Genomic DNA, 12,931 nt, shown 5'->3' on the forward strand with positions numbered 1-12,931 from the left:
GTCATCCCCGGCCAGCCGATCATGATCGTCATCGCCGGGTACCTGCAGAACGGCGGCATCGCGGTGATCATCGCCGTGATCGTCGTGACGGGCTGGGCCTGGGGCGCTCGTGTCCTCCGGAGCCAGACGCAGTCGCTCCGCAGCCGTGACTTCGTGACGACCGCGCAGTTCTCCGGCGACGGTGCGACGCGCATCGTCTTCCGCGAGATCCAGCCGAACATGACGAGCCTCATCGTCGGCTCGTTCTTCGGTGCGGCGACGAGCGCGATCCTCGCCGAGACCGGCCTCGAGTTCCTCGGACTCGGGGACTCGTCGATCGTCAGCTGGGGCACGATCCTCTACTGGGCGCAGAACTCGAACGCGCTGCTCACGGGCCAGTGGATCCTGCTCTTCGCCCCCGGTCTCTGCATCGCCCTCCTGGCGATGAGCCTGACCCTGATCAACTTCGGCGTCGACGCCGTGTCCAACCCGCGACTGCGCGAGGGCGCGCGTCGCAAGCGCAAGGAGGCCACCGCATGAGCGGCGCACCCACGCACGCATCGGACGGACGGGAGGCGCGGGACGGCGCCGCCACGCGCCTCCCGTCCGACCCGCACCGCGCCACGAGCGTGACGCAGGACGTCCTGCTGGACGTCCGCGACCTGTCGGTCGTGTACGAATCGGCCGGCCAGGAGGCCGTCCAGGCCGTCGACCACGTGTCCTTCCAACTCCGGAAGGGCGAGTTCGTCGGCCTCGTGGGGGAGTCCGGCTCCGGCAAGTCGACCCTCGGCTACGCGCTCACCCGGCTGCAGAAGCCGCCGGCGCGGACGAACGGCGGCAGCATCGTCTTCGCGGGCGAGGACATCCGCGACCTCGACGACGAAGCGCTCCGCCAGCAGCGCCAGGGCGGGTTCGCGATGGTGCTGCAGTCGGGCATGAACGCACTCAACCCGGTGCGGACGATCCGCAACCACTTCATCGACGTCTTCCGGGCTCACGGCCACGTGCCGCGCGAGCGCTGGGACGCCCGGATGCGGGAGCTCATCGAGAAGGTGAAGCTCCCCGACACGATGCTCGCCCGCTACCCCGGGGAGCTCTCCGGCGGCATGCGGCAGCGCGTGTCGATCGCCCTCGCCCTGTCGCTCGAACCGCGGCTCATGGTGTTCGACGAGCCGACCACGGCGCTCGACGTCCTCGTGCAGCACGCGGTGATGGACACGATCATCGAGCTCCAGCAGTCCGAGGGCTTCACGGCGATCCTCATCAGCCACGACCTCGGCATCGTCCTCGAGGCCACCGAGCGCGTGCTCGTGATGCACGAAGGGCGCATCGTCGAGGACGGCGGCTCGATGGAGACCCTGCGCGACCCGCAAGACGACTACACGAAGATGCTGCTGTCGCACTACGCCGACCCGCGCGCCGAGGTCGTGTCGCTGCCCGGGTTCCCGGACCGGTCGCAGCGCACCGCGACCCGGCAGGAGACCACGTCGTCCTTCAGCACGGTGGGGTCGCGGGAGCGGTCCGCTGCCCGGAACCCGATCGTCGTCGACCACCTCGTGAAGACCTACCCGGCGCCGCGTCGCGGCGAGCAGCCCGTCCAGGCGGTCCGCGACGTCTCGTTCACGCTCGAGCCCGGGCAGTCGCTCGCCCTCGTCGGGCAGTCCGGCTCCGGCAAGTCCACGATCGCGAAGATGCTCACCGGCGTCGAGAAGCCGACCACCGGCACGGTCCGGTTCGGCGACGTCGACGTGGCGGAGCTCGGCAGGCGTGGTCTGAAGGACCTCCGCTCCGAGGTGCAGATGGTGTTCCAGGACCCGTACGCGGCGCTCAACCCGCTGCACACCGTCGAGTACATCCTGTCCCGTCCGATCGCGAACTACACGGGTCTCCGCGGCCGGGACGCCCGGCGCCGGATGCTCGAACTCCTCGAGACGGTCGGGCTGACCCCCGTGGAGCAGTTCGCGCAGAAGCTCCCGCACCAGCTCTCCGGTGGGCAGCGGCAGCGCGTGGTCATCGCCCGGGCACTCGCGAGCGACCCGCAGGTGATCATCGCCGACGAGCCGGTCTCGATGCTCGACGTCACGCTCCGCGCCGGGGTGCTCGCCCTGCTCGAAGACCTCCGGGAGCAGTGGGGCGTCTCGCTCCTCTACATCACGCACGACCTGCTGAGTGCCCGGCTCATCACGGACGACATCATGGTGCTGCACGACGGCGCCGTGGTGGAACGGGGCCGCACGGCCGAGGTGCTGCAGGACCCGCAGGACCCGTACACGGTGGCGCTGCTCGACGCGGTGCCCAACCCCCGAAGGGCACTGCTGGCATGACCACGCTCCACGACTTCCCGACCGTCCCCGCCTTCGGCCACCTGCCCACCACCGAGGGCGTCGACGTCGTCGGCATCGACCTGCCCGTCGGGCGTCTCACCGCGTACCGCGTCGTCCCTGCGGGCGAGTCGAAGGGCACCGTCCTGATCGTCCCCGGGTACACCGGGTCGAAGGAGGACTGGCGGACCTTCATGCCGCTCCTGGGCCGGGCCGGCTGGACCGCAGTGGCGATCACCCGCCGCGGCCAGGCCGACTCGGCGCGGGCGTCCGGGCCGCAGGGCTACACGCTGGACGAGGAAGCGGCCGACGTCGTCCGGGTCGCAGCCCTGCTCGACGACGGTGCGCCCGTGCACCTCATCGGCCACTCGCTCGGCGGCGTGATCGTCCGCGAGGCCGCCATCGCGTCCCCGGAGTCCTTCCGCGACGTCGTGCAGTTCTGCTCCGGACCGTACGGCTGGCCCTACCGCAAGGTCGCCGAGCTGACGATCCTGCACGACACCGGCGGGAACCTCCGCCAGCTCTTCGACTCGACGAACCCGCTCTGGGCCTACCGCCCCGACGAGGAGCTCCCCGACGACCCGCGCTTCGTCCGCGACCGCTTCGACGCGCACGACCCCGCGAGTGTCATCGCCGGCGGGCACATCCTCGAGGACCACACCGACTCGTCCGCCGAACTCCGCGCGACCGGCCTCCCGGTGCTCGTGACGCACGGCGAGTGGGACGGCGCCTGGCCGATCCCGTGGCAGCGGCAGATGGCGGAGGACACCGGGGCCGCGTACGAGGTCATCCCGACGAGCTACCACGGTCCGCAGGTCGAGAACCCGGCGGCGACGCTCGACACCTTCGACCGCTTCCTGTCCGCCCACTGAAAGGCCCCATCATCACCACGCTGCAGTTCCCCGACGGCTTCCTCTGGGGCGCCGCCACCGCCGCCCACCAGATCGAGGGCAACAACGTCAACAGCAACTGGTGGGTGCACGAGCACGAGCCCGACACCACCATCGTCGAACCCTCCGGCGACGCCGCGGACAGCTACCACCGCTACCGCGAGGACATCCGCATCGCCGCCGACCTCGGCCTGAACTCCTACCGGTTCAGCATCGAGTGGGCGCGCATCGAGCCCGAGCGCGGCTGGGTGTCCGGCGCCGAGATCGACCACTACCGCCGCATGGTCGACGCCTGCCACGAGGCCGGCATCGAGCCGATCGTCACGCTCATGCACTTCACCGTGCCGCGGTGGTTCGAGCGCGACGGCTTCTGGCGAGCACCCGACGCGGCCGACCTGTTCGCCCGCTACACGGAGGCCGCGCTCCCCGTGGTGCAGGACGGCGTCCGCTACGTCTGCACGATCAACGAGCCGAACATCGCCGCGATGCTCGCCGGGGGTGAGGACGCATCGAACCTCGTGGCGTACGGCCTGCCGAACCCCGACCTGCACGTGGCCGACCAGCTGCTCGCCTCGCACAAGCGGTCCCGCGAGGTGCTCGCACAGGTCGACGGACTGCAGTCCGGCTGGACGATCGCGACGCAGGCCTTCCGGTCGAACGGCGAGCCCGGTGCCGACGCGAAGCTCCGCGAGTACGGGTACCCGCGCGACGACTGGTACCTCGAACAGGCCGCGGGGGACGACTTCCTCGGCGTGCAGGCCTACACCCGCACGTTCATCGGGCCGAACGGTCCGCTGCCGGTCGCGGACGACGTCGAGACGACCCTCACCGGCTGGGAGTTCTACCCCGAGGCGGCCGCGGACGGACTCCGTTCGGCATGGGAGCTCTCCGGCCACGTGCCGCTGATGATCACCGAGAACGGCATCGCCACCGCCGACGACACCCGCCGGGTGGCCTACACGCAGGGCGCCCTCGAGGGCATCCACCGCTGCATCGCGGACGGCATCGAGGTCCTCGGCTACCAGCACTGGTCCCTCCTCGACAACTACGAGTGGGCGTCGGGCTTCCGCCCGACCTTCGGGCTCGTCGCGTGGGACCCGGAGACGTTCGAGCGGACGCCGAAGGACTCGGCGCGCTGGTACGGGCGGGTCGCGCAGGCGAACACGCTCACCGTCTGAGACGCGACCAGCCTGGAGGCGCGACCTGCGTCCCGACGCGGGTCGCGCCTCCAGGGTGGTTCAGTCGGCCGACTCGTCGGAGGTGGGGTCGTCCGCGGTGAAGCGGAGCCCCGCGGTCTGGTCGTCGAACCAGGCGAGGAGGACCTCCTCCGCCTTCCGCGAGCCGCGCTCGCGAGCCAGGTCCAGGGCACTGCGCCCCTCGGCGTCGAGCACCGTCACGTCCGCGCCCCGTTCGAGCAGGGCCTCCGTGGTGCCGCGCCGGTCGAACCACGCCGACGCGTGCAGCGGCGCGAAGCCCCAGCGCGGGTCGACGTCGTCGATGCCCACGGGGTCGCTCCCGATGCCGTCGAGCGCGAGCGACAGCCCGCCGACGTCGCCGTGTCCGGCAGCCCGCACCGCGGGGGTCGCCCACTCCAACCAGCCGTCCGGCACCGGGCCGCGCCAACCGTGCTGCGGGCGCTGTCCGAGCTGCGCCCACTCGTCCTCGTGCACCGACCGGACGGCGACCTGGACGTCGCGGAAGTGCACCGCCAGCTCACCCGTGGGCGAGAGCAGGAGCCGGAGCTCCCAGACGTCGGCGTCGACGTGCGCGAGCTCCCCGCGCGAGACGTGGACGTCTCCGGCGAGGAGGTCGAGGACCTGCGTGTCGAGCGGTTCGAGCACGGCTCGCTCGAACCGGAGCGTCACGCGGGCGTGGTTCCACCGCTTCCAGAGGCCGTCCGGGGTGTCGAGCACTTCATCGTTCCGCACGACCACCGTCGCGCGCACGGTACTGCTGCCGTCGTCCGTCGGGGGAGCGGCGTCCCATTGCTCGACGCGGGCCTCGTTCCACGTGACCGACGCGAGGGCGGCCACGGTCGGCGGCGCGTCGGTCAGCAGCCGGGCGAGGTGCTCGGCGTAGCCCTCGACGTCCTCGAAGGAGACGTACCCGACCGCGGGCCAGCCCACTCGACTCCATCGCACACGTCGACCATACCGGTGGCCGACCGCGATCTCCCTTCGTGCATATGACATCCTGGCCGGTGGAGTGGGACGCGCGACCTGTCTACGCTCCTGCCCATGCGACCCCTCCCTCGTGATCCGCTGCGGCTCCTCGCGTCCTACCTGCACATGACCTCGGCGGCGGTCCGGGCTCGGTGCGGACGGCGTCCCCTGACGGCGCCCGGCGGTCCCGTCGTCTCCCTGACGACGTACGGAGCGCGCGCACGCTCGGTCCACCTGGCGCTGGCGTCCATCGGAGCCGGGACGGTGCGACCGTCGCGGCTCGTCGTGTGGATCGACGACGACGCCCTGCTCGCCGATCCTCCCCGGGCACTGCGCCGCATGGCCGCCCGTGGGGTCGAGCTCCGGGCGTGCGACGATCTCGGTCCGCACAAGAAGTACTTCCCCTACGCGTGCTCGGTCTCGCACCACCGCGTCGCCATGGTCACTGCTGACGACGACGTCCTGTACCCGCGGAGGTGGCTCGAGACGCTCGCGGCCGAGCACGTGCGTCGGCCGGACGTCGTGCTCGCCCACCGTGTCAACCGGATCACGGTCGATGGTGATCGGATCCTGCCCTACGACCGGTGGGGACGGGCCACGACGGACGAGGTCACACCGCGGAACTACGCGGTCGGGGTCAAGGGGGTCCTGTACCCGCCGGCGTTCCTGGATGCGCTGCGTGACGCCGGGGACGGGTTCCGGTCGGTCGCCCCGGGGTCGTCGGACACCTGGCTGCACCACCGGTCGCTGCGAGCAGCGGTGCCCGTGCTGCCGGTGACCGCGCTCGAGGGAGTCGTGTTCTGGCCGGTCCGTGGGCTGCGGCGTTCGCCGGCCCTCCTCGACCAGAACGTCCGGGCGGGCCGCAACGACCGGGTCCGCGACGCGCTGTGGTCGCCGACGGACGCCGAGACCGTTCTCCGCGGGGCGTGGGTCCCTTGATGAAATAACACATGTCATGTTCTAATGGAGTAACCCGTCCAGGAGGCTCCCCGTGCTGTTCCTCGTCCAGATCGCCCTGTCGCTCCTGATCGCCCTCGTGACCGTCCGTCGGCCGCAGTGGGGCATCGCCGCGGTGGTCGTCTCCGCCGCGCTCCTGCCCTTCGAGGTCGTCCGGACCCTCCTCGGGACGAGCTGGCACCCGGCGACGACGATCAGCATCGCGCTGCTCGTCGTGACCCTCGCCCGTGATCCTCGGCAGGTCGGACGGGTGCTCGTCCGCCACACCGTCGTCATGCCGGTCCTCCTGGTGTTCTTCGTGGTCGCGATCGCGACGTCCTGGTTCACCGGGCGCGCGGGCGACCTCGGGACGCTCGTGCTGCAGCTCATCGCCCCGACGATGCTGTTCCTGGTCGTCCGGGCACGGTCGACGGACCGACCCGGACTCCCGGGCGCCGTCGCCCGGGCGCTCGTCCTCGTCGCCGTCGGCGAGGCCCTCCTCGTCCTCGGGGTCTGGTCGGGCTTCGTGCCGCAGCCGTGGCTGAGCACGCTGGAAGGGCTCCGGTGGTGGACGACGGACTTCGACCGGATGCTCGGCACCTTCGACCACCCGCTCGTCGCTGCCTTGTGGATGTCGGCCGCCGTCCCGCTGACGGCCACGCTCGGCGCGGCCTGGGCCAGGATCGCACTCCCCGTCCTGCTGGTCGTGGCGGTGGCGCTGACCGGTTCGCGCTTCGCCCTCCTCGCGGCGGTGCTCGCGGTGGTCGTGCTGATCTTCCGGTCGCGTGTCGGCGCGGTCGGCAAGGTCGCCGCGCTCGGTGCTGCGGCGATCGGTCTGGCGATCTTCCTCGGGAGCGCCGCAGGATCGATCGTCAACGATCGCCTCGAGGACGACGGCGGCTCCTCGTCGGCGCGGTTCAAGACGATCGGGCTGGCAGTCGAGCAGTGGCGGGAGACCGCCGTCATCGGCCGTGGCTTCGGGGCGAGCGAGCAGGTCACCCGCAACGCCCTCATCGGGAACACCTTCGAGAACCCGTTCCTGATGTTCTCCATCGACTTCGGACTGGTCGCGGCCGTGCTGTTCTTCGCGGCACTCATCGGTCTCGTCGTCGCCCGACGAGCGGGGCCAGTGCCCGTCCCCGGAGCGCGTCTCGCGGCGGCCCTGACCTTGCTCACGCTCATCGGCTTCAACTCGCTCAGCACCAACACCCCGATCGGGCTGCTCCTCTTCCTGCTGTTGGCGATCGTCCCCGGGGCCAGGGCCAGGGCCGGGGCCGGGGCCGGTGCCGGTGCCGAACGCCCCGAGGACCACCCGGTCACGGCCCTGCCGACCGGGACCGCCCCGCGCTCCACCGTCGGGGTCCGGCGGTGACCGGCGGGCACCAGAACCGTGTGGGGAACATCCTCGCAGCCCTCGTCGGCAACGCGTTCCCGCCGCTCGCCTCGATCGCCACGGCGCCGATCCTCGCCCTCGCCCTCGGGGTGGACGGTCGGGGAGCGGTTGCGTCGGCCACGGCTCCACTGTTCCTCGCCGTGGCCCTCGCGACCTTCGGGGTCCCGGCTTCCGTCACCCGCACGATCGCCCGGCAGCCGTGGCTCACGAGCGCGTTCGTGCGGCGCGCAGCAGGTGTCCTCGTCCTCGCCGGTGCCGCCGTCACGGGCGCACTGGTGGCCTGCGCGCCGTTCTTCGGCGGCGGGGACGACACCCTGGTCCCGCTGGTCGGGACCGCCGCGGTCGCGCTCGTCCCGACGCTCCTGACGACGCTGCTCCAGGCCGTCGCGAGCGGACGTCACCGCTGGCGTCTCGTCACCGTCGAACGCGCCATCACGGCGGGAGTCCGGCTGGGTGCGCTCCTGGCCTTGGCAGTCATCGGCGCGCTCGACGTGCCGAGCGCGGTCGTCGTCCTCGCGCTCGCACCCGTGGTCGGCGCCGTCGCGTACCTCGGGCTGCTCCGTGTGCGTCCGGTCGAGCGGCCCGACGGGGCGACGGACGCACGCACGCGCGAGGTGGTCTCCTTCGGGGCACGGGTGTGGTTCGGGTCGGTGGCCGGCGTGCTCCTCACACGGCTCGACCAGGCGCTCATCACGCCGCTGTCCGGTCCGGCCGAGCTCGGGCTCTACGTGGTCGCCGTCAACGTCGCCGACCTCCCGCTCGTCATCAGCAACGCCGTCCGCGACGTGTCGTTCGCGGCGGACGCAGCGGAGGCCGACGATCGACGCATGCTCGCCGCGTCGCGGATCTCGTCGGCGCTCTCCCTCCTCGTGAGCGCCGTGCTCGCCGCCACCGTCTCGTGGTGGGTTCCCGTGGTGTTCGGACCCGAGTTCGCGGCCGCCCTGCCCGCCTGCCTCGTCCTGCTCCTGGCCACGGCGGTCGGCGGCCAGGGCGCGCTCGCCGGGGTCACGCTCAGTGCCCGGGGTGCGCCCGGGCGGCGGAGCTGGTCGCTCGTCGTCGCAGCGTCGGTCAACACGACCCTCGTCGTGCTCCTCGTCCCGGTGCTCGGAGCCGTCGGAGCAGCGATCGGCACCCTGGTCGGCTCGTTCGTCTCGAGTTCGCTCAACGTCCTGCAGGTGTGGCAGCGACACGGCATCCCGCCACGGTCGTTCTACGGGCTCCGAGCGAGCGACCTCCGTGCCTGTGGCCGGGTCGTGCGACGGATGCGCGGTCGTCCGTCCATGTGACATCCGGACACTTCGGCTCCCTCGCGGTCACGCCCGTAGGGTCCTCGCGGCGCTGCGCAAGTGCGGCGCGGAGAGGAACGACATGGACGACCACAACGAACCGCGACGCGCATCACGGCCGAGCCGACGGACGGTGCTGTCCGGTGGCGTCGCCGGCTTGGCCGCCGCAGCGCTGACGGTCTGGACGAGTCCGGCGCGCGCGGCGGTCGCGGAGTACTTCGTCGACTCCACGGGTGGCGACGATGCCGCCGACGGCAGCCGGACGCGCCCGTGGGCGACGACCGCTCGCGTGAACCAGGCGATCGCGGCCGGCGCGGTCGCAGCCGGCAGCACGGTGCGCTTCCGTCGTGGCCGGAGGTTCCACGGCATCGTCCGGCCCGGAACGACGAGCGGGCTGCGGTTCGAGTCCTGGGGCGACGAACCCGAAGCCCCGGTGATCACCACGTACAAGTACGTCCAGGGCGAGCAGTGCTGGCACGAGGTCGGCGACGGGCTCTGGCAGGTCGACCTCAGCGCTGCGAACATCGGCCGGACCCACCACGGTCACGTGAGCAGCTGGACGACGGAGATCGGGTTCCTCAAGGTCGGCAGCACGCTGCACGGTGACCGGAAGACGTCGAACACCGCGCTCACCGAGGACTGGCAGTTCACCTCGCTCGGCTCCATCGTCACGGTGCGGTGCGCGCAGAACCCGAGCATCGGCGGCCGGCGTGTGTGGCTGGCCGTCGCGGAACCGATCCTCGAGGGGCGTTCCGGTTCGACCGTCCGCGACCTCGCGTTCCTCGGAACGGGACGCAACGCGGTGCAGACCGCGAGCTCGGCGGTCCGCACACAGGGCTTCACGCTCGCGAGCTGCATCGTCGGCGAGGCCGGGGGCGGGCTCGCCTCGGACGGTGTCTCCAGGATGGGCAACGGCGTGCAGGTCTGGAGCGGTGCCACGGACGTCCTGATCAGCGGCAACACCATCGTCGACTGCTGGGACACGGCGATGACGATCCAGGGTCCGGCTGTGACGGCGGGACCGTCCTGGTCGAACGTCGAGTTCACCGGCAACGTGTCGGACCGGAACATGCAGACGTTCGAGTACTGGTCGTCGGGGCTCCCCGATCCGAGCGCGGTGGCCACGTGCAGTGTGCGCGGGACGACGGCGTCACGAGCGGGGGCGAGCTGGAGTGCCGGCGTCCGCCTCGACCGATCGGGCAAGGGGTCGCACGTGCTCTTCTACGCGGACGCGGTACAGGCGCAGATCACGATGCGGGGCAACGAGTTCACCGGTGCCTCGGACGCCTACCTCTACGCCAACGCCGGCGTGCCCGTCGGACTGAGCAGTGACGAGAACACGATCCGGCTCGCTCCGACCACACGCCTGCACTGGCAGCGGTCCGAGCGCATCGAGCAGCGAGCCGCGTGGACGGCAGCGACGGGGCTCGAACGGAACTCGACCTTCACCGCGCTCCTCTGAGGACGAGGTCTGCCCCGCTCGGTGCGTCCGTCCGGGGCAGGCCGTCCCTCACGCGGAACCGTCGCCGTGCGACCGGTTCGGGACCGCCGGCGCGACCGGGAACGCTGCTGTCTCGGCGTCGCGCAGCCGCCGTCCGCGCCGTGGGGCGGCAGCGGTGATGTCGATGGCCGCGGTACCGCCGTAGTACGCGCCGTACGCGGACCCGTACGCGCCGCCGTAGCCCGCGCGGCCGCGGAACGCGACCATGCTGACGACGACGCCGAGGACGGACGCACCGACCCGGTCGAGCCGGTCGAGCGCGGCACGGAGCTGCGGCGTGCGGCTGCTCCGGGCCGAGGTGACCACGACGGCGCCGGAGGTCATGGTCGCGAGCACGGCGGCGTCGGTCACCGGCAGGAGCGGCGGGGCGTCCAGGAGCACGTGGTCGTACTGCTCGGTCAGGAGCTCCAGCAACGCCTGCATCGCGGCGGATCCCAGCAGCTCGCTCGGGTTCGGCGGGACGAGCCCCGCCGGGAGCACGTCGAGCTTGGTGCGACCCCATGGCTGCACGACGTCGTGGACCTCGGCTCGTCCGATGAGGAGGTCCGTGAGACCCGCGGCGTTCTCGATCCCCATCACTTCAGCGACCCGCGGCCGGCGCAGGTCGGCGTCGATGAGCACCACGCGCGCGCCGGTCTCGGCGAGGGCGATGGCGAGGTTCGCGGTCGAGGTCGTCTTGCCTTCGCTGGGCATCGCGGAGGTCACCACGAAGCTGCCGTTGCCGGCCCCGAGGTCGACGAACTGCAGGTTCGTGCGGAGCGCGCGGTACGCCTCCGCGAGGGGGTTGCGCGGGTCCGCCGAGACGATCAGCGGTCGACGCTTCGCCTCACCGTCGAAGCCGAGGGTGGCGAGGATCGGTGATTCCGTCGTCGCCGCGACGTCGCGCGGGCCGTGCACCCGGGTGTCGACCACGCTGCGGAGCAGTGCGGCGCCGAACCCGAGCAGCGTGCCGAGCGCGAGTCCGACCGCGAGGTGCAGCGGCTTGTTCGGCGAGGACGGCGCGGACGGGACCACGGCGCTCTGGATCGTCGAGGCGCGCACCAGGCTCGTCGCGTCGGCGCTCGGCTTCTCGAGGCCCTCGATGACACGGATGAAGCTCGTGCCGATCGCGTCGGCGATCCGCGCCGAACGCTCGGCCGACGCGTCGGTGACGGCGATCGTCATCACGACGGTGTTCGTGTTGATCGTCGGCTCCACGCGGCGTGCGAGCGCCGTCGGGGTCGTGTCGAGGTGCAGCTCGTCGATCACCGGCTGCAGGATGCTCTCGGTCAGGACCACGTCCGCGTAGGAGCGGACCTTCTGCTGGGCCGCGGCGTTGCCCTGTGACACGTCGGTCGCGGACGCGGCGTCCGGCGTGCGGACCGCGACGAAGAGCTTGACCGCAGCGGTGTACTCCGGCGTCGCGACCTCGGCTGCAGCGAGCCCGGCGCCCCCGCCGAGCAGCAGCCCGATCACGATGAGCAGCCATCCCTTGCGGAAGACCTTCACGAGGTTCGCGGTGTCCATGTCGAGTTCCTGTCGTCGGGAGCTGTGTGTTGCCGATGTAAATATATCACATGATAGTATTTGTGGAGCAGCCCCGATCGGAGACGACATGACCAGCTCTTCCCCCGCGTTCCGGAACGACGTGCACGGCCTCCGTGGCGGCGCCGTCCTGCTCGTGCTCCTCGAGCACGCACGGCTCGCGTTCGGTGGCGGGTTCGTCGGGGTCGATGTCTTCTTCGTCATCTCCGGGTTCCTCATCACCGGTCACGTGGTGCGCGAGCTCGAGCGGCGGGGCCGGGTCGACCTCGCGGGGTTCTGGGCACGACGGGTCCGGCGCATCCTGCCCTCGGCACTCCTCGTCGCCCTCGTCACGGCGGGGGTCGGGCTCCTGCTCGTCCCGCCGTTGGCTCGCGGCGAACTCGTCGAGGCGGCGGTCGCGTCGCTCCTGTCGGTGCCGAACCTCTACTTCGCGTCGGAGGGCACCGACTACCTCGCCGGGACCGCTCCGTCGCCGTTCCAGCACTACTGGTCGCTCGGGGTCGAGGAGCAGTTCTACCTGCTGTGGCCGCTGTTCCTCCTGCTCGCCTGGCGACTCGGACGCCGGTCGTCGGCCCGTCGACGGACGATGCTGCTCGTCGGCGCTGTCGTCGTGCTCGTCGCGCTGTCCCTGGCCCTCGCCGTGGGGCTGACCGACCGGTCCCAGCCGTGGGCCTTCTTCTCCCTGCCGTCCCGCGCCTGGGAGCTCGCCGCCGGGGGCCTGGCGGCGATCGCGGTGCACCGGGGTGCGCTCGTGCGTGGACACACCGCCGCGGTGCTCGGGTGGGCCGGCCTCGCGGGCATCCTGCTCGCGGCGACCACGTACAGCGAGACCACCGCCTACCCCGGGACGGCGGTCCTCCTCCCGGTCGCCGCGGCGGTGGTGCTCGTGTGGAACGGAGCCGCTGAACACCCGTTTCGGTCCGTCGCCCTGCTCGGCAT

The 12,931-nt window shown here is 71.7% G+C and carries 11 protein-coding genes; 9 read left to right on the top strand and 2 right to left on the bottom strand.

All coding sequences use genetic code 11. The features are described 5' to 3' along the window. The 4 genes from I59_RS11325 to I59_RS11340 all read left to right on the top strand — a co-directional run. A partial coding sequence (locus I59_RS11325) for an ABC transporter permease (RefSeq protein WP_022903956.1) occupies positions 1–519 on the top strand: 519 nt, incomplete at its 5' end. Continuing rightward, complete coding sequence (locus I59_RS11330; protein ID WP_022903957.1) at positions 516–2,303, top strand: ABC transporter ATP-binding protein; 1,788 nt, start codon at positions 516–518, stop codon at positions 2,301–2,303. The genes I59_RS11325 and I59_RS11330, both read left to right, overlap by 4 nt. Further along, positions 2,300–3,172 (top strand): alpha/beta fold hydrolase, encoded by an 873-nt coding sequence (locus I59_RS11335; RefSeq protein ID WP_022903958.1) that lies wholly within the window; start codon positions 2,300–2,302, stop codon positions 3,170–3,172. The genes I59_RS11330 and I59_RS11335 overlap by 4 nt, the downstream gene beginning before the upstream one ends. An 8-nt stretch (positions 3,173–3,180) precedes the next feature. Beyond that, positions 3,181–4,368, top strand: coding sequence for a family 1 glycosylhydrolase (locus I59_RS11340; protein WP_148286188.1), 1,188 nt, complete (start codon positions 3,181–3,183; stop codon positions 4,366–4,368). Positions 4,369–4,428: 60 nt separating this feature from the next. On the opposite strand, the gene I59_RS20960 is transcribed toward I59_RS11340, so the two are convergent. Continuing rightward, a complete protein-coding gene (locus I59_RS20960) occupies positions 4,429–5,331 on the bottom strand; it encodes a hypothetical protein (protein ID WP_148286185.1) in 903 nt (300 codons plus the stop codon). Positions 5,332–5,427: 96 nt separating this feature from the next. Here I59_RS20960 and I59_RS11350 point away from each other — a divergent pair, with 96 nt between their 5' ends. From I59_RS11350 to I59_RS11365, 4 genes are all read left to right on the top strand, one after another. Then, on the top strand, positions 5,428–6,291 hold the full coding sequence (locus tag I59_RS11350; RefSeq protein ID WP_022903961.1) for a hypothetical protein: 864 nt from the start codon (positions 5,428–5,430) through the stop codon (positions 6,289–6,291). Between the two features lie 52 nt (positions 6,292–6,343). Next, on the top strand, positions 6,344–7,660 hold the full coding sequence (locus I59_RS11355) for a hypothetical protein (RefSeq protein WP_022903962.1): 1,317 nt from the start codon (positions 6,344–6,346) through the stop codon (positions 7,658–7,660). Next, positions 7,657–8,967 carry a lipopolysaccharide biosynthesis protein gene (locus tag I59_RS22160; RefSeq protein WP_022903963.1) on the top strand — a complete coding sequence of 437 codons (1,311 nt, stop codon included), beginning with the start codon at positions 7,657–7,659 and terminating at the stop codon, positions 8,965–8,967. Before I59_RS11355 ends, I59_RS22160 begins: the two co-directional genes overlap by 4 nt. Before the next feature lie 82 nt (positions 8,968–9,049). Further along, positions 9,050–10,429 (top strand): hypothetical protein, encoded by a 1,380-nt coding sequence (locus tag I59_RS11365; protein ID WP_022903964.1) that lies wholly within the window; start codon positions 9,050–9,052, stop codon positions 10,427–10,429. Between the two features lie 48 nt (positions 10,430–10,477). Here I59_RS11365 and I59_RS11370 read toward each other — a convergent pair whose 3' ends face one another. Continuing rightward, positions 10,478–11,974 (bottom strand): polysaccharide biosynthesis tyrosine autokinase, encoded by a 1,497-nt coding sequence (locus I59_RS11370; RefSeq protein WP_022903965.1) that lies wholly within the window; start codon positions 11,972–11,974, stop codon positions 10,478–10,480. A gap of 88 nt (positions 11,975–12,062) precedes the next feature. On the opposite strand from I59_RS11370, the gene I59_RS11375 reads away from it, so the two are divergent. Beyond that, positions 12,063–12,931: acyltransferase (locus tag I59_RS11375; RefSeq protein ID WP_022903966.1), on the top strand; the 869-nt coding region annotated here is incomplete at its 3' end.

This window comes from Curtobacterium sp. B8 (assembly GCF_000333315.1).
Lineage (GTDB): Bacteria > Actinomycetota > Actinomycetes > Actinomycetales > Microbacteriaceae > Curtobacterium > Curtobacterium luteum.

Coding starts and splice junctions, on each gene's coding strand:
- I59_RS11330 (WP_022903957.1), top strand. CDS start 516: ATGAGCGGCGCACCCACGCACGCATCGGACGGACGGGAGGCGCGGGAC.
- I59_RS11335 (WP_022903958.1), top strand. CDS start 2,300: ATGACCACGCTCCACGACTTCCCGACCGTCCCCGCCTTCGGCCACCTG.
- I59_RS11350 (WP_022903961.1), top strand. CDS start 5,428: ATGCGACCCCTCCCTCGTGATCCGCTGCGGCTCCTCGCGTCCTACCTG.
- I59_RS11365 (WP_022903964.1), top strand. CDS start 9,050: ATGGACGACCACAACGAACCGCGACGCGCATCACGGCCGAGCCGACGG.
- I59_RS11370 (WP_022903965.1), bottom strand. CDS start 11,974: ATGGACACCGCGAACCTCGTGAAGGTCTTCCGCAAGGGATGGCTGCTC.